This window comes from Bariatricus sp. SGI.019, from assembly GCF_050315235.1.
In the GTDB taxonomy this organism is placed as follows: domain Bacteria; phylum Bacillota; class Clostridia; order Lachnospirales; family Lachnospiraceae; genus JAFBIX01.
Genome location: NZ_JBNPOQ010000015.1, coordinates 65,458 through 83,088, shown reverse-complemented (window position 1 = coordinate 83,088; position 17,631 = coordinate 65,458). Strand labels below are relative to the sequence as shown.

Annotated in this window: 21 protein-coding genes, 2 tRNA genes and 2 pseudogenes; 22 read left to right on the top strand and 3 right to left on the bottom strand. The window is 40.4% G+C overall.

Annotated features, from left to right (window positions below):
* The first annotated feature begins 121 nt into the window (after window positions 1-121).
* The 8 genes from ACQRD1_RS10885 to ACQRD1_RS10850 all read left to right on the top strand — a co-directional run bounded on the left by ACQRD1_RS10885 (window position 122) and on the right by ACQRD1_RS10850 (window position 6,171).
* Complete coding sequence (locus tag ACQRD1_RS10885; protein ID WP_235232675.1) at window positions 122-331, top strand: hypothetical protein; 210 nt, start codon at window positions 122-124, stop codon at window positions 329-331.
* 182 nt (window positions 332-513) lie between these two features.
* Complete coding sequence (locus ACQRD1_RS10880) at window positions 514-1,845, top strand: glutamine synthetase family protein (RefSeq protein ID WP_235232674.1); 1,332 nt, start codon at window positions 514-516, stop codon at window positions 1,843-1,845.
* Between the two features lie 61 nt (window positions 1,846-1,906).
* Complete coding sequence (locus tag ACQRD1_RS10875; protein WP_235232673.1) at window positions 1,907-2,455, top strand: ANTAR domain-containing response regulator; 549 nt, start codon at window positions 1,907-1,909, stop codon at window positions 2,453-2,455.
* Window positions 2,456-2,471: 16 nt separating this feature from the next.
* The gene (gene dapF, locus ACQRD1_RS10870; RefSeq protein ID WP_235232672.1) at window positions 2,472-3,317 is read left to right on the top strand and encodes a diaminopimelate epimerase; all 846 of its coding nucleotides are present in this window, start codon (window positions 2,472-2,474) and stop codon (window positions 3,315-3,317) included.
* Between the two features lie 43 nt (window positions 3,318-3,360).
* Window positions 3,361-4,575, top strand: a complete 1,215-nt coding sequence (locus tag ACQRD1_RS10865) for an LL-diaminopimelate aminotransferase (RefSeq protein WP_427787555.1) — start codon at window positions 3,361-3,363, stop codon at window positions 4,573-4,575.
* 245 nt (window positions 4,576-4,820) lie between these two features.
* Window positions 4,821-4,891, top strand: a tRNA-Gln gene (locus ACQRD1_RS10860).
* Between the two features lie 51 nt (window positions 4,892-4,942).
* Window positions 4,943-5,016 (top strand) — tRNA-Pro (locus ACQRD1_RS10855).
* A gap of 285 nt (window positions 5,017-5,301) precedes the next feature.
* Window positions 5,302-6,171, top strand: coding sequence for a magnesium transporter CorA family protein (locus ACQRD1_RS10850; RefSeq protein WP_347376340.1), 870 nt, complete (start codon window positions 5,302-5,304; stop codon window positions 6,169-6,171).
* Window positions 6,172-6,313: 142 nt separating this feature from the next.
* Here ACQRD1_RS10850 and ACQRD1_RS10845 read toward each other — a convergent pair whose 3' ends face one another.
* Window positions 6,314-6,847 (bottom strand): HdeD family acid-resistance protein, encoded by a 534-nt coding sequence (locus tag ACQRD1_RS10845; protein WP_235232669.1) that lies wholly within the window; start codon window positions 6,845-6,847, stop codon window positions 6,314-6,316.
* Between the two features lie 72 nt (window positions 6,848-6,919).
* Window positions 6,920-7,360, bottom strand: a complete 441-nt coding sequence (locus tag ACQRD1_RS10840; protein ID WP_235232668.1) for an Hsp20/alpha crystallin family protein — start codon at window positions 7,358-7,360, stop codon at window positions 6,920-6,922.
* Window positions 7,361-7,627: 267 nt separating this feature from the next.
* Between ACQRD1_RS10840 and ACQRD1_RS10835 the strand changes: the two genes are divergently transcribed.
* From ACQRD1_RS10835 to ACQRD1_RS10800, 8 genes and pseudogenes are all read left to right on the top strand, one after another.
* Window positions 7,628-8,032 carry a DUF4118 domain-containing protein gene (locus tag ACQRD1_RS10835; protein WP_235232667.1) on the top strand — a complete coding sequence of 135 codons (405 nt, stop codon included), beginning with the start codon at window positions 7,628-7,630 and terminating at the stop codon, window positions 8,030-8,032.
* Window positions 7,996-8,859 carry a sensor histidine kinase gene (locus ACQRD1_RS10830; RefSeq protein WP_427787551.1) on the top strand — a complete coding sequence of 288 codons (864 nt, stop codon included), beginning with the start codon at window positions 7,996-7,998 and terminating at the stop codon, window positions 8,857-8,859. Before ACQRD1_RS10835 ends, ACQRD1_RS10830 begins: the two co-directional genes overlap by 37 nt.
* The gene (locus ACQRD1_RS10825; protein ID WP_427787549.1) at window positions 8,846-9,601 is read left to right on the top strand and encodes a response regulator transcription factor; all 756 of its coding nucleotides are present in this window, start codon (window positions 8,846-8,848) and stop codon (window positions 9,599-9,601) included. The genes ACQRD1_RS10830 and ACQRD1_RS10825 overlap by 14 nt, the downstream gene beginning before the upstream one ends.
* Window positions 9,585-10,502 (top strand): DMT family transporter, encoded by a 918-nt coding sequence (locus tag ACQRD1_RS10820; protein ID WP_427787547.1) that lies wholly within the window; start codon window positions 9,585-9,587, stop codon window positions 10,500-10,502. The genes ACQRD1_RS10825 and ACQRD1_RS10820 overlap by 17 nt, the downstream gene beginning before the upstream one ends.
* Window positions 10,503-10,508: 6 nt before the next feature.
* A pseudogene (locus tag ACQRD1_RS10815) lies at window positions 10,509-10,874 on the top strand (sensor histidine kinase); the annotation flags it as partial.
* The gene (locus tag ACQRD1_RS10810; protein ID WP_347376345.1) at window positions 10,867-11,568 is read left to right on the top strand and encodes a response regulator transcription factor; all 702 of its coding nucleotides are present in this window, start codon (window positions 10,867-10,869) and stop codon (window positions 11,566-11,568) included. The pseudogene ACQRD1_RS10815 and the gene ACQRD1_RS10810, both read left to right, overlap by 8 nt.
* A 129-nt stretch (window positions 11,569-11,697) precedes the next feature.
* A pseudogene (locus tag ACQRD1_RS10805) lies at window positions 11,698-11,769 on the top strand (ATPase); the annotation flags it as partial.
* Window positions 11,770-11,819: 50 nt separating this feature from the next.
* Window positions 11,820-12,083: a hypothetical protein gene (locus ACQRD1_RS10800; RefSeq protein WP_427787545.1), complete on the top strand. Its 264-nt coding sequence runs from the start codon at window positions 11,820-11,822 to the stop codon at window positions 12,081-12,083.
* Here ACQRD1_RS10800 and ACQRD1_RS10795 read toward each other — a convergent pair.
* Window positions 12,080-12,403: a hypothetical protein gene (locus tag ACQRD1_RS10795; RefSeq protein WP_235232662.1), complete on the bottom strand. Its 324-nt coding sequence runs from the start codon at window positions 12,401-12,403 to the stop codon at window positions 12,080-12,082. The genes ACQRD1_RS10800 and ACQRD1_RS10795 overlap by 4 nt on opposite strands.
* Before the next feature lie 180 nt (window positions 12,404-12,583).
* Between ACQRD1_RS10795 and ACQRD1_RS10790 the strand changes: the two genes are divergently transcribed.
* From ACQRD1_RS10790 to ACQRD1_RS10765, 6 genes are all read left to right on the top strand, one after another.
* Window positions 12,584-13,081: a ribonuclease domain-containing protein gene (locus tag ACQRD1_RS10790; protein WP_235232661.1), complete on the top strand. Its 498-nt coding sequence runs from the start codon at window positions 12,584-12,586 to the stop codon at window positions 13,079-13,081.
* 5 nt (window positions 13,082-13,086) lie between these two features.
* Window positions 13,087-13,341 (top strand): barstar family protein, encoded by a 255-nt coding sequence (locus tag ACQRD1_RS10785; protein ID WP_235232660.1) that lies wholly within the window; start codon window positions 13,087-13,089, stop codon window positions 13,339-13,341.
* A 138-nt stretch (window positions 13,342-13,479) separates the two neighbouring features.
* Complete coding sequence (locus ACQRD1_RS10780; RefSeq protein ID WP_235232659.1) at window positions 13,480-14,040, top strand: hypothetical protein; 561 nt, start codon at window positions 13,480-13,482, stop codon at window positions 14,038-14,040.
* 12 nt (window positions 14,041-14,052) lie between these two features.
* On the top strand, window positions 14,053-14,574 hold the full coding sequence (locus ACQRD1_RS10775) for a DUF2764 family protein (RefSeq protein ID WP_235232658.1): 522 nt from the start codon (window positions 14,053-14,055) through the stop codon (window positions 14,572-14,574).
* 13 nt (window positions 14,575-14,587) lie between these two features.
* Window positions 14,588-16,318 carry a V-type ATP synthase subunit A gene (locus ACQRD1_RS10770; RefSeq protein WP_235232657.1) on the top strand — a complete coding sequence of 577 codons (1,731 nt, stop codon included), beginning with the start codon at window positions 14,588-14,590 and terminating at the stop codon, window positions 16,316-16,318.
* An 11-nt stretch (window positions 16,319-16,329) separates the two neighbouring features.
* Window positions 16,330-17,625 carry a V-type ATP synthase subunit B gene (locus tag ACQRD1_RS10765; protein ID WP_235232656.1) on the top strand — a complete coding sequence of 432 codons (1,296 nt, stop codon included), beginning with the start codon at window positions 16,330-16,332 and terminating at the stop codon, window positions 17,623-17,625.
* Window positions 17,626-17,631: the final 6 nt, after the last annotated feature.

Below are 17,631 nucleotides of genomic sequence, written 5' to 3'. Positions count from 1 at the left end.
GATATTTCAATTCGGAAATGTAATATTTGCTTTTGTCAAAGAGCAAAATCTGCTATAATGAACACAGGTATATGTAATCAGAAAATGAAGGGTATATATAATGAATAAAGGAGGTATCACTATGAAAGAAATATGGCAAAGTATAAAGGATTTTCTGGCAAGAGACTGGACCCCTGCAGAGAAAGTACTGGTAATCTTATGCGCAGTGCTGGCAGGAATTGTGTATGGATTTTTGCTGGCTCCGATTAAAAGGGGAATCAGCTGTGGCAACAATAATGGGAATTCTTATGTACAGACGGATGACGGCTATTGGTTAGATGACGAAGATTAGAGCATGATTTGCAGAATCTTAGGCATTTTGTCACGTTGACAAAGTGCCTTTTTCTATCTATAATCTAAGAAGTAAAACAAAGGCGTTTTCATCATGGCATGAGAGCGCCCATTTTTATATAAATCAGGCAGATAAGAAAAGACATCTGGAAGAAGTACTTATATAATTAGGAGGAAAAAATCATGAATAATTATACGAGAAAAGATATTTTGAGAATGGTGGAAGAAGAGGATGTGGGATTTATCCGCCTGCAGTTCACAGATATCTTTGGAACAATGAAGAATGTTGCAATTACCACCAGTCAGTTGGAGAAGGCATTGGATAATCAGATTATGTTTGATGGCTCTTCCATAGAAGGATTCGCAAGGATTGAAGAATCGGATATGTATCTTTATCCAGATTTGAATACTTTTGAGATCTTTCCGTGGAGACCACAACAGGGGAAGGTAGCGAGGTTGATCTGTGATGTATATAAGACGGACGGAACTGCTTTTGAGAGTGATCCGAGATATATCTTGAAAAAAGTTATGACGGAAGCCAGAAGCATGGGGTATGAATTTAATGTAGGACCGGAATGTGAATTTTTCCTGTTCCATACCGATGATGATGGCCTTCCGACGACTTTGTCACACGAATGTGCAAGTTACTTTGATCTGGGACCTTTAGACCTGGGAGAAAATGCAAGACGAGACATGGTATTAACTTTGGAAGATATGGACTTTGAGATTGAAGCATCCCATCACGAAGTGGCACCGGCACAGCATGAGATTGATTTCCGCTATGATGAGGCATTGGCAACCGCGGATAATATTATGACATTTAAACTGGTCGTGAAGACAATTGCAAAGCGCCACGGTCTGCATGCTACATTTATGCCAAAACCAAAATATGGAATCAATGGTTCAGGAATGCATCTGAATATGTCGCTGAGCAGAGATGGAATCAATGCATTCCAGGATAAAAAGGATTCAAATGGGTTGAGTAAAGAGGCATATTACTTTATAGGTGGAATCATGAAGCATATGAAGGCAATCAGTTTTATTACGAATCCAATCGTAAATTCCTATAAACGTCTGATTCCAGGATATGAAGCTCCGGTTTATATTGCGTGGTCTGCAAAGAACAGGACACCATTGATTCGGATTCCGGGAAGCCGGGGAGAAGGAACAAGAGTGGAACTTAGAAGCCCGGATCCTTCAGCAAATCCATATCTGGCTCTTGCGGTATGTCTGGCAGCAGGGCTGGATGGAATTAAGCATGAGATTATGCCTCCTCACAGTATTGACTGTAATATCTATGAGATGACAGAACAGGAGAGAATGGATGCAGGAATCGAGAATCTTCCGGGAAGTCTTCTGGAAGCAGCAAAAGAATTCGAAAAAGATGCCTTTATTCAGGATGTCTTGGGAGAAGATCTGTCAAAGAAATATATTAAAGCAAAGACAAAAGAATATGAAGATTATCGTGCACAGGTTACAGAATGGGAGCTTGGCAAGTACTTACACCGCCTGTAAATACTCCTGTTGAAACACGTAGACAATTCAAAGGAAGACGGAGATAACAGGGGGTGTAAGTTTGGTTGGTATTATTGTTGTATTTCCAAATCGGGATAATGCAACGAATATTCGCAACCTGTTAGTACGAGGAGGCATGGATGTGACCGGGGTATGCACTACAGGTGCCCAGGCAATGCATTATGCAGATACTGTAGATGAAGGAATAGTGATATGTGGCTATAAGCTGAAGGATATGATGTACACGGAACTTCGTGAATATCTGCCGGATAATTTTGAGATGTTATTAATCGCGTCTCAGGAAAAATGGAGCAATGGTCTGATCGAAGGGGTTGTAGGATTGTCAATGCCGATTAAAGTATATGATCTGATCAATACGATGGAGATGATGCTTCGTTCCATAGACAGAAGGCGGAAGAAGAGAAAGTTACAGCAGAAGAACCGGAATCCAGAACAGCAGGCTTTGATTAATAAAGCTAAGGAATTGTTGATGGCGCGTAATAATATGTCAGAGGAAGAAGCGCACAGATATCTACAGAAGAGTAGTATGGACAGCGGAACGAATATGGTCGAGACAGCAGAGATGGTATTAAGCATTATGGCCGAATAGGAATAAGGAGATTAATATGAAGTTTACAAAGATGCAGGGACTGGGAAATGATTATGTCTATGTAAATTGTTTCCGGGAAAAGATTGAGAATCCTCCGGAAGTTGCGAAGTATGTGAGTGACAGACATTTCGGAATCGGATCTGATGGATTGATTATGATAAACCCGTCAGAAGTGGCAGATTTTGAGATGGAGATGTATAACGCAGATGGTTCGAGGGGCGAGATGTGTGGTAACGGAATCCGCTGTGTTGCAAAATATGTATATGATTATGGACTTACAGATAAGACAAGTATCTCTGTAGAGACCCTTGGAGGTATTAAATATCTGGATCTCACAGTAAAAGATGGAAAAGTAGCGTTGGTCAAGGTCGATATGGGCAGACCGGAATTAAAACCGGAAAATATTCCAATTATTGCAGAGGGGAACCGTGTGGTCAACGAGCCAATCGTAGTAGATCAGATGGAATATCGGATGACAGGTGTATCCATGGGAAATCCGCATGCGGTGGTATATATGGACGATGTAAAAGGACTTGATATCGAAAAAATCGGACCAAAATTCGAGAATCATGAACGTTTTCCAAAGCGAATCAACACAGAATTTGCCAGAGTCATTGACAGACAGACGGTAGAAATGCGTGTGTGGGAGAGAGGTTCCGGAGAGACACTGGCATGTGGAACCGGAGCTTGTGCAGTGGCTGTATCCAGTATCTTGAATGGTCTGACCGATCATAAAGTAACGATTCAGTTATTAGGTGGAGATCTGCAGATTGAATGGGATCAGGAAGCCGACAAGGTCTATATGACAGGACCTGCAGCAACCGTATTCGATGGAGAGATTGATATTTCTGGCATTCTATAGCTTAGAATCAATGTATATGAGAAAAAGAGAAGGAGAAAGAACAATGTTTAAAGTAAACGAAGATTATTTGAAATTACCAGGAAGTTATCTTTTTTCGACGATTGGTAAGAAAGTAGCAGCTTTTCAGGAGGCAAATCCAGATAAAAGTATTATACGTCTTGGAATCGGAGATGTAACTCAGCCATTGGCACCTGCAATCATTGATGCTTTACACAGTGCGGTAGATGAGATGGCGCATGCTGAGACTTTCCATGGATATGCACCGGATCTTGGATACGAATTCTTAAGAAGCGCTATGGCAAAAAATGATTATCAGGACAAAGGATGCGATATTAAGGCAGATGAGATCTTTATTTCCGATGGAGCAAAATGTGACTCTGGTAATATTCAGGAAATCTTTGCAAAAGATAATAAGATTGCCGTATGTGACCCGGTATATCCAGTATATGTAGATACAAACGTAATGGCTGGACGTACAGGTACTTACGATGCAAAGACAGAGACCTGGAGCAATGTCATCTACATGCCATGTACCAAAGAGACGAACTTTGCACCGGAACTTCCAAAAGAGACACCGGATATCATCTATCTGTGCTTCCCGAATAATCCAACAGGATCAACGATTACCAAAGATCAGTTGCAGGAATGGGTTGATTATGCCAATAAAGTTGGTGCAGTTATCATCTACGATGCAGCTTATGAAGCATATATTTCCGAAGAAAATGTTCCACACAGTATCTACGAGTGTGAAGGTGCAAGAACCTGCGCAATCGAGCTTAGAAGTTTCTCGAAGAATGCAGGATTTACAGGAGTAAGACTTGGCGCAACCGTTATTCCAAAAGACGTAAAGAGTGGAGATGTGATGTTGCATTCTCTGTGGGCAAGACGTCACGGCACAAAATATAATGGAGCTCCATACATCGTACAGAAAGCCGGAGAGGCAGTATACTCAGAAGCCGGAAAAGCCCAGTTAAAAGAGCAGGTCGCTTATTATATGAAGAATGCAAAGACAATCTATGAAGGATTAAAAGAAGCTGGTTATAACGTATCTGGTGGTGTCAATGCACCATATATCTGGCTGCAGACTCCAGATGGAATGACCTCCTGGGAATTCTTTGATTATCTGCTGGAAAAAGCAAATGTAGTAGGTACTCCTGGATCAGGATTCGGTCCAAGCGGAGAAGGATACTTCAGACTGACTGCATTTGGTTCTTATGAGAATACCGTAGCAGCAATTGAGAGAATAAAGAGGATCTAAGGAGAGAAAGTTTGTGGGTTGAGAAGTCATGGCGTTAGGATCGCTCAGGATGCTTGAGTGTCCGGTGCCTATCCTAACACCTGACATTCTCAAACTGTAGGAAGTTCTCGTGTGGGGAGTGCGCGCAGTGGTTTTTAGGTCGAGGAAAAAATCGAGAAAAATGAAAAAAAGTTGAAAAAAATAAAAAAAGGGGTTGCTTTTTTTGAAAAACTTGGTATAATATAACATGTTCGCTGGAAACACATTGCGGATTGGTGTAATGGCAGCACAGCAGACTCTGACTCTGTTAGTAGAGGTTCGAGTCCTCTATCCGTAGTTCCTTGGCAGGGGCGCCGGATGTCTTTTGTAAGATGTCCGGTTCTTTTATCGGAGTGTGGCTCAGCTTGGTAGAGCGCTACGTTCGGGACGTAGAGGTCGCGTGTTCGAATCACGTCACTCCGACTGGGACTCATGAATACCACAAAGCTTGGATTATAGGCTTTGTGGTGTTTTTTTATTCTAAATTATTTCTTGGAAAAATCAAAAAAATCATTTCTTTTCTCTTGGTACTAAAAAAGTACTAAAAATTTTATAAGAATGTATTTGGGCATCTGAATGCGATATAAATATGTCTGATGTTGCTATTTGGTTATTGTGCTTGTGACAGTTCCTGCCAATTCGTATTTGCATTTCATAAAAATAAAGAGTATCCTGATTTACTAGAGAAGAATAAAGGAAGAAAGGAGTATGAGAGATTCTATGAAGAAGTTGCAGTTCCTTACGATCATAAAGGAAGATGAATTTCGAGAATTGAAGAAGGATTTTCCGCATGATAAAGAATTATTACACAGTATCAGATCAATCCGATACTGCAAAGCAGAAGTGTATCAGGATTGTATTCTGGGAACTTTGCGAGTACCGAAAAAAAATGAAAAACGTACATCTCAGATTTCCTGTGGATTTTACATGACAGATAAAGAACTTTTTTTAATTGAGTGCAATGGGGATCTGAAACACTGGATAGAGAAAAAAGAAGAACAGTTTCAGCAGTTGAAATCGCCGGATCAGTTTCTTCTTAAGATGATGGAAGTGATGATTGAAAATGATCTTTTGTATCTGTTACATTTAGAAAAAGAGATTGAAAAGATGGAAGACCAGCTCATAAAAAATGTTCCGGATGATTTCTTTACAGTACTTACAAGGTATCGTCAAAGACTTTCGGAGTTGGATGCCTATTATGAGCAACTTACTGTGATTGGTGATCTGCTCCAGTCTCAAGATGGAATTTCTATCATCTGTAATACAGAACAGTGGAATCGTTATGCACTTCGTACAGAACGGCTGCAAAACCATGTACAGTTGCTTCGGGAGAATATACTACAGTTACGGGAATTGTACCAATCTCAGCAAGATGCACAGCAGAATAAGATTATGTGTATTCTGACGGTTGTCACAACGTTATTCCTTCCTTTGACACTTTTGACTGGATGGTATGGTATGAATTTTGTAAATATGCCAGAGCTGCAGTGGAAATACGGATATGTTGCAGTGATTTCAATTGCAGTAATAACAATTATTCTGGAACTTATTTATTTTAAAAAGAAAAAATTGTTGTAGGATAAGATTATCCGTAGAGAGTAAGAGAATTGTTTTTGAAATTAGGTATTCGTTAAAAAAGGCTGCACACAATTTTGTATGCAGCCGAATCTATATGAAGAGGTGCCTTTTTCCTCCTTGGCAATGTTATTTTTGTTATATTTTACATCCAGAAGCGATTGGAAAAGCATCCACGCATAACAGATACAATACCCTGTAGGATCAAGAAAAATCCGATTACCCAGGCCATAGCTGCAATACTTGCAAATGGATGTGTGAATGACAGAAAACCAATCACAGTCAGCAGGATTCCAAGTACTGTAAACCAGCCCCAGCCCTTTACTCCCAGTTTTTGAAGGTCGAAAGAATTAACCAGTTTGGTGATACCTGAAAAAATCAGCCACATTCCTAAAATAAAGGAAATAGTCATTGCTGTAAACCATCCATTTCCCAAAATGAATAAAGACATCAGTATGGTCAGAATGCCGTCAGCAAGAAACCAGCCAGAGCCTGCCATATAATCATGACCGGCTGCAAATATCACAATATCTATAATGCCGGAAAACATCATGGCAACTCCAAAGATAATGGGAAGACCATAAAGAATTTCTCCAGGATTCCTCAAACATCCGATCCCGATTATAATCAGAAAAATTCCGGCTAAAATCCATAATACTCTTGATGTCGTTTTACTCATATCAAAAACCTCTTTCCTGCTTGTATTTAGCTTTTAAAACAGGCAGGGGTTTTATTCCCTGCCCGTTTGAGATTAACCTTCGATGGCAATATAATGTGAGTTGTTTTCTACTGCCTTCCGCTCTTTTGGAACAGTAAAGGAAAGAATACCATTTTCAAATTTCGGATGGATGTCTTCTCTCTGAACATTATTTCCTACATAAAAGCTTCTGCTTACATTTCCGGCATAACGCTCGCGGCGGATATATTTTCCTTCCTTATCTTTTTCGTCTTTATCCAGACCTTTTGCCGCACTTACGGTTATGTAACCATTTTCAAGCTGAATCTGAATCTCGTCTTTCTTAAATCCCGGAAGATCAATGGCCACTTCGTAAGTGTTGTCTTTTTCCTTCACATCGGTCTTCATGATATGGGGAGCATGTTTCCCATACAATTTTTTATCGATGTCCGGGAAAGCAAAATCATCCAAAAAATCATCAAATAAACTTTCTCCAAAAATACTAGGCATTAACATAAGTCATATCTCCTTTCATGACATAAACTAAAGTTTGCACTATCGGAGAAACCCGAAGTGTTGATTTATGAATATCAGGAAGAGAAATCAGTTCCTCTTCCTTTGTTCTACGTGTAATATAACACACGGATTAGCACTCGTCAATAGAGAGTGCTAATAATTCTGTGAAGATTTTGTGAACTTGAATGCCATGTTTCATGGGATTGAAAAACAGCCTGTGTGTGCTTTACTTAATGGGGAAAATACGATAATAAAGAGGCGATTGTAATGAGTAAAACAAAAGAAGTACTGTTGAGTCTGTTAAAACTGGCGGCAGTTGTCTTTGTAGCTACCATACTTGGAAAGATATTTACAGGACTGGGATTTCCAGAGACTAACATTGTAGTGATGTATCTTTTGGCTGTTCTTTTGGTTGCAAGATTTACATCAGGATATCAGTATGGGATTTTATCAGCGGTAGTTTCATTACTATGTTATAATTATTTTTTTACAGAACCCTATCATACGCTTGCTGTAAATGATCCGGAGTATCTGGTTACTTTTTCAATCATGCTGACAACTTCCATTCTTACGAGTGCCCTGACAACAAAAGAAAAACTTTTAATGAAAGAGGAAAAGAAAGCCAGATTTTATATATGCTCTCCAGTAAACTGTCGGATGCTTCAGATATAGAAGCAGTTCTGAAAATCGCTGCAGAAAGTATCAGCCATCTTCTTCAGATAAATGTTGGATGTATTTATATTGGAAGACAGTCTGCACCGATCTACATTCAGCAGTCAGGAAAAGAACAGATTCACAGAGGATTGCCGGATGCAGAAGAGATTCGGAAGAAATATACAGATCTTCGGACGCCGTTATCAGGCATTATGGGAACTTCGGAAATGCTGATGGATATGACAGACAAAGAAGACAGACGTCAGGAACTGCTTCAAGGTATTTATCAGGATGCCGACTGGCTGAAATCTTTAGTAGAAAATATCTTAAGTCTGACCAGACTGCAGGATGGTAAAATTGTGATACATAAGGAAATGGAAGCAATCGAAGAAGTGATTGGATGTGCGGTTGCTCATGTGGAACGAATTTTCCCGGATCGTGCGATACAGGTAGAGATACCGGAAGAGTTTCGGTTAGTGCCCATGGATGCAAAGCTGATTGAGCAGGTAATTACCAATCTGTTGGACAATGCAGTAAAACACACAAGACCGCAGGAAGCCATTACTGTTTCTGCCAGTTACACAGAAGATGAACTACTGGTTTCTGTCCGAGACGAAGGAGAGGGAATTGCAGAAGCAGATGTTTCTAATTTGTTTAAAATATTTTATGCGTCTAAAGCCCGTTCGGCTGATGTGAAAAGAGGAATCGGGCTGGGGCTTACAATCTGTGAAACGGTGATAAATGCCCATGGAGGAACAATTACCGGACGGAACCGGACGGATAGAAAGGGAGCAGAGTTTCTCTTTACATTACCGCTTACGGAAGGAGAAAGTGAAATTGTTTAAAGAAAAAATACTGATTATAGAAGATGATGTACAGATACAGAATTTTATGGTTTATACATTGGAAAATGCAGGTTTTTCTGTGGAAGGTGTAGTGAATGGGAAAGATGGCATCTCCTATATGGTAAGGAAAAATGCAGATCTGATCTTATTGGATCTGGGCCTTCCGGATATGGATGGAATGGAAGTACTCCATAAAATCCGGGAATGGTCAGAAGTTCCTATCATTATCGTTTCTGCAAGGGATCAGGATAAAGAAAAGGCTGCGGCTTTGGATGATGGCGCGGATGACTATCTGACGAAACCTTTTTCTGCAACAGAGCTGATGGCCAGAATCCGGGTGGCACTGCGGCATTACTATCGTATGAATCATTCGGAATCAGAGGAAAGACCTGATGATACCGTATATGTAAATGGAGATCTGAAACTGGATAATGGGGCGCATATTGCCTATAAGGATGACAAGGAGATTCATCTGACCCCTTTGGAATATCAGCTGTTGCTTTTATTTATGCAGAATCCGGGAAAGGTACTTACCTACCATACGATTTTACGGAAGATATGGGGAGAAGGATACGGGGAAGATACACAGGTACTTCGTTCTGTAATGGCTTCCACCCGAAGAAAAATCGAACGGAATCCGGCAAAACCGGAGTATATAGAGACGGAAATAGGAATCGGATACCGGATGCGAGAGCATGAAGCCGTAAAAAATGGAGATGAGGAAAATGGAACAAATATTTAGGAATAGTAAATATAAGTCCATATTGGCAATTTTTTGTGCTTTTGGATGGTCATTGGCTTATCCGCTTATAAAAATCGGGTATCAGGAATTTCAAATAGCTTCAGCTGATTTGGGAGGAAAAGTCTTATTTGCCGGAATAAGATTCTTTTTTGCAGGTATGCTGGTTTCGGCATTTTGCTGTTTGAGAAAAAAGAAACTGGAATTAGAAAATAAAAATGACTTATGGTGGCTGATTTTTCTTGCTATAGTAAATGTAACCCTTCATTATATGTTTGCATATATAGGGGTGGGATATAACCCGAGTGCAAGGTCTACCATTTTGGATTCTATGGGAGGTTTTTTCTTAATTATTCTCTCAACGATTATATTTTCTGATGACAAAGTATCATTTCCTAAAATGATTGGATGTGTATTAGGGATTGCGGGAATTGTAGCAATTAATATTCAACCGGGAGCGGATTTCTTTGAAAATATTACATTTAGAGGGGACGGAATGATTCTTCTAAATGCAGGTTGTGCAGCACTCGGTGGTGTCATAACACGAGTAGCTTCAAAGAAAATGAATATGATGCAGGCAACAGGACAAAGTATGATGATAGGAGGAGCATTGCTTCTGGCAATTGGCTTGATCATAGGGACAAATAGTCCCTGGTGTGTAAATGTGAAAGGAATGATTGTATTAATAGCGTTAATCATGATTTCAGCAGTTTGTTTCGCTATTTATAATGAGCTGCTTTCGTATCATCCGATTAGTAAGATAGCAATTTTTAATGCATTGATTCCTGTTTTAGGAGTAATATTCTCAGCATTACTACTTAAAGAAGAATTGAAATGGCAATATTTTATTGCTGTAATGATGGTTGCTTGTGGTATTTATCTTGTGAATAAAAAGAGATCATAGATGCAGCTCGTTAATGTGGACTCACGACTGATCCTTCAGGTAATTATCAATATTGTAGATAATGCAGTGAAGTATACTCCTCTAGGTGGAGAGATTGTGATATCTACAAAGAAAGAAAAAAGTTTTGTCCATGTGCAGATTGCAGATACTGGAAAGGGAATTTCGGATGAAGATAAACCGCATATTTTTGAAATGTTTTATACGGCAAATAATGAAATAACAGATTCGAAACGGAGTCTGGGTCTTGGGCTTGCTCTCTGTAAATCAATTATCAATGCACATGGAGGAAGAATAACGGTCTATGACAATAAACCGAAAGGTGCCGTTTTTGATTTTACGGTGCCTGCTGAGGAGGTAGAGATTCATGAATAATTCAAATATTCTGGTGGTAGAAGATGATTTTGCTATTCGCAGTCTGATTACCACCGCTCTTGAGACGGAAAATTATAAATATCATGTAGCAAAAAATGGGAAGCAAGCGATTATCGAGGTAACAACGCAGTCACCGGAACTGATTCTTTTGGATCTGGGACTTCCTGATATAGATGGGATTGATGTGATTAAGAAAATACGTTCTTGGTCTACTGTCCCAATTACTGTGATAAGTGCCAGAAGTGAAGATAAAGATAAAATTGATGCTCTGGATGTAGGGGCTGATGATTATATTACCAAGCCATTTTCAACAGCAGAACTTCTTGCCAGAATCAGAGGAAACTATCGAAGGATTCAGTACATACAAAATAATCAGCAGGGCGGAACTCCTGTCTTTCATAATGGTAGCTTAACAATTGATTATCAAATGCAGACAGTATATGTGAAAGAGGAAGAGATTCATGTGACTCCGATTGAATATAAAATTTTATGCCTGTTGGCGAAAAACCTTGGAAGAGTGCTGACCCATACCCATATCACGAAGGAAATATGGGGAAGTTCTCTGGAGGGAGACATTGCTTCACTCAGGGTTCATGTGGCAACTGTGAGGAAAAAAATAGAAAAGAAAGACATCTCTAATAAATGTATCCAGACACATATAGGGATTGGCTATTGTATGGTGAAGCAGGAGTAGTGTCTTTGGTTTTAAATAATAGGAAAGCATAGAGAGAGCGAAATGGTTGTATACGGTTATCACAGGACCAGCACAAAGGAGCAGATCCGAAAACTACAAGGAGTGGGATGATTATGAAAGACCTGCAGCAATCAGAGATACTATATTCAGGTTACTTATGATATGACCTCGGATGAAAAGCGGACTCAGGAGTTTAACTCTTATTGTCTTTTGAACATGGATAGCTTAGAATATTAACAATTATCCGTGGGATGGAAGGTGAGTATCGGGAAGGCCCAGTTCATGTTGGATTGATCGTAGAGGCAGTATATTATCCACCAGAAATGATTAATCAGGGACTATTGCCTGTTGCTGTGAAACCGACAGGTAAATATCGGCAGTCCTTCAGGCAGTATGAAAAAAATGGAGATATATCTCTTATGGTATATGTGTTTGGTAAAAGTGAACTGGAATCCATTCAAAAAGTACAGCAGTTAATCCAAAAAAAGATTGTTCTGTACGCCGATTTTCATTAAGAAAAGTTTATCAGTGCGTCCAGTGCGCTGCTTTCTGCCTCGATCTGAGCCTTCAATTCAAAGATCAGGTGACATTGCTGACGAATGTCTGCGGAGCGTTCTTCGCATTGCTGCTTGATGTGGTTCAGACGATCACTATACAGCAATACGCTATGATCGGACCGGTCCTTGTCTTTTAACATAGCTTCTTCCAGAATGGCTTTCTGGTACATCTTTTCAACAGTCTCCAGCTGCTTCAGTAATTCTGGGATTTTTTTCAGATATTCATTATACACTTCTATGCGATGACATTCTTCCTGGCTGGTTAATAATAATTCCATAAGAACCTCCTGACTCATTTTTGATTTGATTATAGTATATCGAAAAGCATAATAGAAGACAAGACAGAGAGCTCTGGCGATTATATGGAATGTCTGGTACAATAGTGAAACAGTAAGTTTTAAATTTCCATGGAAATGGATAATATATGCTGTAGAAATCTATAATATCAGGAGGCATTTATGAAGAAGAAAATTCAGTATATTGTAGGAATCATTTTCCTGATGCTTTGTCTTTTGACGGGGTGTGAGGGCCAGAGTGTTTCTACGGAAGATTCAACTTCCGTACAGAGTCAACAAAGTGAGGAACTGTCAGAATTGCAGCTTTCTGTTGAGGAATCCGGTGAGTATACGTCGAAAGATGAAGTTGCTGCGTATTTATATGAATTTGGGCATTTGCCGGATAATTTTATCACAAAAAAGGAAGCACAAGATCTTGGATGGGACAGTAAGGAAGGGAATCTGGATGAGGTTGCTCCGGGTAAAAGCATTGGCGGTGATTATTTTGGAAATTATGAGGGGGTGCTTCCAGAGGCAGATGGACGTACTTATCACGAGTGTGATATTGACTATGAAGGCGGACATCGGAATGCAAAAAGGATAGTATATTCGGATGACGGACTGATCTATTATACAGAAGATCATTATGAGAATTTTGAATTGTTATATGGAGAGGAATAAAAAAGATGAGAGTGATATTAGATGCCGGAAGAATGGAGAACAGAGATGAAACATTTCTATATCTGAGAGAACAGTTTCAGTTTCCTGAGTACTTTGGCAATAATCTGGATGCACTGTATGACTGCCTGACAGAACTTCGAGATACAACGGTTATAATTGAGAATGAAGCACAGGCAGGAGCGTGGTATCAAAAGGTCTGGCGAGTGATATCAGATGCCTGTCGGGAAAACATCTACCTAAAAGTAGAAAAAAGATTGTGATTTTTGTCTAAAATTTATAAAATAAATAATAAATTTTGCAAAAATGTCATCAAATACTTGCGAAAGACAGGCGGATTGTTATATTATAGTTAGAATAAATTCTTTTTATTAAGTATTAAAAAGAAAGGAAGTGAACTTATGGAATTACAGATTCAAGACTTAGTTTCGTCAATTCGAAAAGAAGGAATTGATGTGGCTAATGCAGAAGCAGAAGAAATTATTTTGGAAGCTAAGAAAAAAGCAGAAACAATTGTAGCAGATGCCAAGGCTGAAGCGAAGAGTGTTAAAGAGACTTCAGAGAAAGAAATCAGTATTCTTAAAGAAAGTGCTGCGATCAGTGCAGAGCAGGCAAAAAGAGATGCTATGCTTGCATTTAAAACTGAGGTGAAAGCTGAATTTGAAAAGATCCTTTCTGCAAAGATTAAGGATAATCTTTCAGGAGCTGCACTTGGTAAATTGATCCACGCTGTCGTAGTCGGGGAAGATGTACAGAATTATTCAGCTGAAGTTTCAGAAGTGAGTGATGCACTGAAATCAGAGCTTGCAGAAGAAATTAAGAATGGTCTTGAGATCAGACCAACAAAAGGCGTTCAGGCAGGATTCCGTCTGGCGGCAAAAGATGGTTCGGGTTATTTTGACTGTTCGGATGAAGAAATCATGCAGATGCTGATGCCATATTTCAGAAATCTTGATTTCTAGCAGGAGGTGTCTATGGCTTCATATTATTACTTGATATCGAGCCTGCCGGATCTTAAGACAGATGGAGATATGCCGCTGACTTATGATGAGTTCCTCGGCATGTGCCAGTCAAATGTAAGCGAATCAAAATATAATTTCCTAAAGAATCTTACTCTTTCATCGGAAGAGGGACCGCTCGTAAAAGAGTGGGCAGTTTTTTATAAGAATCTTATGAGGGAACTTAATTATCAGAGGAGTATGAATCTGGGGAGACCTTATCTGACATCTTATGACAAGGATTCTGTCATTGCGCAGGTAGCAGGAGCTGCACTGGCCGCAAAGAATCCGCTGGAGGCAGAGAAGATCTTACTGGATTATGAATTTGAAATTCTTGATTCATTGGTAGGCTTGCATACTTTTGATGATGCTTATTTATTCGGGTATGCTATTAAACTAAAATTGCTTGAGCGCCAGAGCTGTTTCGTTCAGAAAAAAGGACAACAGGAATTCAAACGCCTTTTTGATCAGGTACAGCAGCGCGTATATAGCTTATAACGGGAGAGAATTGATGGAAACAGTAACAGGATATGTAACTGGTATTAATGGAAACCTGGCAAATGTCAGCTTTGATGGTTCAGTTCATAAAAATGAAGTTGGTTATATTCTTGTTGACGGAAAACGTCTCAAAGGAGAAGTTATCCGAATCAACAATGGTGTTGCCAGCATGCAGATCTACGAGATGTCCAACGGTATTAAAGTCGGAGACGCTGTAGAGTTTACTGGCGAATTAATGAGTGTAGAACTTGGCCCAGGTCTGTTAACCCAGGTGTTTGACGGTCTTCAGAATCCATTACCGGATCTCGCCGAGCAGTGTGGCTTCTTCCTTGAGAGAGGTGTATATCTTGATCCTATTCCGGACAGAGAATGGGAATTTACACCATCTGTTAAGGTGGGAGATTCTGTTGAAGCAGGAGATCCTATTGGTAGTGTTCCTGAAGGATTATTTACACATGAAATTATGGTTCCATTCACACTGAAAGGTCGTGACTGGACAGTTAAATCAATCAAAGAAAAAGGCTCTTATCACGTAAGAGCAACCATTTGCGTGATCGCAAATAGCAAAGGTGAAGAAAAAGAACTCAGCATGGTCATCACACAGCCGATCAAACAGGCAGTGAAATGCTATGAAGAGAGACTTCGCCCGGATGAACCTTTGGTAACAAAGATTCGTTGTATTGATGCTTTCCTTCCTGTAGCAAAGGGCGGAACGTTCTGTGTTCCGGGACCTTTCGGGGCAGGTAAAACAGTCCTTCAGCATATGGAGGCTAAAAATGGTGAAGCAGATATCGTTATCGTAGCAGCATGTGGAGAGCGTGCCGGTGAGGTCGTAGAGATCTTAAAAGAGTTCCCTGAACTGGAAGATCCGAAGACAGGCCGGTCTCTTATGGAAAGAACAATTATTATCTGTAATACATCTTCCATGCCGGTAGCAGCCAGAGAGGCATCTTGCTATACTGCAGTTACACTTGCTGAGTATTACAGACAGATGGGACTGGATGTCCTTCTTCTTGCAGACTCCACAAGCCGTTGGGCACAGGCGATGCGTGAGATGTCAGGACGTCTGGAAGAGATTCCTGGTGAAGAAGCATTCCCTGCTTATCTCGAGTCTACGATCGCTTCTTTCTATGAGAGAGCTGGTAAAGTACGACTTAAGAATGGTAAGATTGCATCTGTAACAATTGGTGGTACAGTATCACCGGCAGGAGGTAACTTTGAGGAGCCTGTAACGCAGGCAACACTTAAGGTAGTTGGAGCATTCCATGGACTTTCAAGAGAACGTTCTGATGCACGTAAATACCCTGCGATTCATCCGATGGATTCATGGTCAAAGTACTCTGGTGTTGTAGATATGGGACGCATCGAAGAGGCGCGTTCTATTCTCAGAAGAGGAAATGAGATCAATCAGATGATGAAGGTAGTAGGCGAGGAAGGAACATCTGCAGAAGATTATATTATCTATCAGAAGGGTGAACTTCTCGACTCTGTATACCTTCAGCAGAACTCCTTCGATCCGATCGATGCAGCTTGTCCTCCGGAGAGACAGAGAGAAGAGTTCGATAAGCTTTATGATGCATTAATGAAGTCCTATGACTTGGAAGACAAGAAAGAAATCCGAGGTTTCTTCAACCAGTTGAGGCAGGAGTTCCTTGACTGGCACGGTACTCAGTTCCAGACACCGGAGTACTACGAACAAGGGAAGAAGATTTCAGAATTCTACATGTCGAAAGCAGTTGATTAGGAGGTCCTAAAGTGCAGAAAGTATATACAAAAATAGAATCAATCGTCGGTAACGTAGTTACTGTCAGAGCTAAGGATGTCAGACTTGGCGACCTCGCTCTCGTAGGTGACAGTTACGCGACAGTTATTAAACTTGATAAAGATGTGGTATCTCTTCAGGTATTTGCAGGTGCACAGGGTGTAGGAACCAATGATCCGATCCGCTTCCTTGGAAGACCGATGATGGTTTCCTTCTCAGAGCATTTGCTTGGACGTGTGTTTGACGGAGCCGGAGTTCCAAGAGATAATGGCCCGGCACTTACTGAAAATATGATTCCGATAGGCGGACCTTCGTTTAACCCTGCAAAACGTATTTTGCCAAAGAACATGATCCGTACGGGTATTCCTATGATCGATGTGTTCAACACACTTGTAGAGAGCCAGAAGCTTCCGATTTTCTCTATTTCAGGTGAGCCATACAATGCTTTGCTCTCCCGTATCGCACTTCAGGCAGAAGTAGACGTTATCGTTCTTGGTGGTATGGGACTGAAATATGATGATTATCTTACGTTCCGCGACACTCTTGAAAAAGGTGGCGCGATGAGCCATACGGTTATGTTTATTCATACTGCAGCCGATCCAACTGTAGAGTGTACACTCGTACCGGATATGGCCCTTGCTGTTGCAGAGCAGTTTGCCCTTGCGGGAAAGAAAGTACTTGTTCTTCTTACCGATATGACAAACTTTGCAGATGCACAGAAGGAAATGGCTATTACTATGGAACAGGTACCTTCTAACCGAGGTTATCCGGGAGACTTATACAGCTGTCTTGCATCTCGTTATGAGAAGGCTGTTGATATCGAAGGCGCCGGATCAATCACGATCCTTGGTGTTACAACAATGCCGGGTGATGACGTAACACATCCGGTACCAGATAATACAGGTTATATTACAGAAGGTCAGTATTATTTAAAGAATGGACATATTGAGCCATTCGGATCACTTTCACGTCTGAAACAGAATGTAAATGGTAAGACAAGAAATGACCACCGTGCTCTCATGGACGGTATGATTCGTCTTTACTCTCAGTACAAGGAAGCTCTTGAGAAGAAATCCATGGGATTCCTTATGACTGAATGGGATGAGAAGCTTCTGAAATACGGTGAACTTTTCGAAACAAAATTAATGGACCTTGGTGTTAATATCCCACTTGAAGATGCACTTGATCTTGGCTGGCAGATTCTTGCAGAGTGCTTTGAGCCAAATGAAACTGGTTTGAAGACGAGTCTTCTGAAAGAAAGATGGCCGAAGAAGGATGCATTAAACTAAAAGGAG

Coding starts and splice junctions, on each gene's coding strand:
- ACQRD1_RS10775 (WP_235232658.1), top strand. CDS start 14,053: ATGGCTTCATATTATTACTTGATATCGAGCCTGCCGGATCTTAAGACA.
- ACQRD1_RS10780 (WP_235232659.1), top strand. CDS start 13,480: ATGGAATTACAGATTCAAGACTTAGTTTCGTCAATTCGAAAAGAAGGA.
- ACQRD1_RS10835 (WP_235232667.1), top strand. CDS start 7,628: ATGAGTAAAACAAAAGAAGTACTGTTGAGTCTGTTAAAACTGGCGGCA.
- dapF (WP_235232672.1), top strand. CDS start 2,472: ATGAAGTTTACAAAGATGCAGGGACTGGGAAATGATTATGTCTATGTA.
- ACQRD1_RS10790 (WP_235232661.1), top strand. CDS start 12,584: ATGAAGAAGAAAATTCAGTATATTGTAGGAATCATTTTCCTGATGCTT.
- ACQRD1_RS10885 (WP_235232675.1), top strand. CDS start 122: ATGAAAGAAATATGGCAAAGTATAAAGGATTTTCTGGCAAGAGACTGG.
- ACQRD1_RS10770 (WP_235232657.1), top strand. CDS start 14,588: ATGGAAACAGTAACAGGATATGTAACTGGTATTAATGGAAACCTGGCA.
- ACQRD1_RS10840 (WP_235232668.1), bottom strand. CDS start 7,360: ATGTTAATGCCTAGTATTTTTGGAGAAAGTTTATTTGATGATTTTTTG.
- ACQRD1_RS10810 (WP_347376345.1), top strand. CDS start 10,867: ATGAATAATTCAAATATTCTGGTGGTAGAAGATGATTTTGCTATTCGC.
- ACQRD1_RS10880 (WP_235232674.1), top strand. CDS start 514: ATGAATAATTATACGAGAAAAGATATTTTGAGAATGGTGGAAGAAGAG.
- ACQRD1_RS10865 (WP_427787555.1), top strand. CDS start 3,361: ATGTTTAAAGTAAACGAAGATTATTTGAAATTACCAGGAAGTTATCTT.
- ACQRD1_RS10845 (WP_235232669.1), bottom strand. CDS start 6,847: ATGAGTAAAACGACATCAAGAGTATTATGGATTTTAGCCGGAATTTTT.
- ACQRD1_RS10850 (WP_347376340.1), top strand. CDS start 5,302: ATGAGAGATTCTATGAAGAAGTTGCAGTTCCTTACGATCATAAAGGAA.
- ACQRD1_RS10795 (WP_235232662.1), bottom strand. CDS start 12,403: ATGGAATTATTATTAACCAGCCAGGAAGAATGTCATCGCATAGAAGTG.
- ACQRD1_RS10800 (WP_427787545.1), top strand. CDS start 11,820: ATGGAAGGTGAGTATCGGGAAGGCCCAGTTCATGTTGGATTGATCGTA.
- ACQRD1_RS10830 (WP_427787551.1), top strand. CDS start 7,996: ATGCTCTCCAGTAAACTGTCGGATGCTTCAGATATAGAAGCAGTTCTG.
- ACQRD1_RS10785 (WP_235232660.1), top strand. CDS start 13,087: ATGAGAGTGATATTAGATGCCGGAAGAATGGAGAACAGAGATGAAACA.
- ACQRD1_RS10820 (WP_427787547.1), top strand. CDS start 9,585: ATGGAACAAATATTTAGGAATAGTAAATATAAGTCCATATTGGCAATT.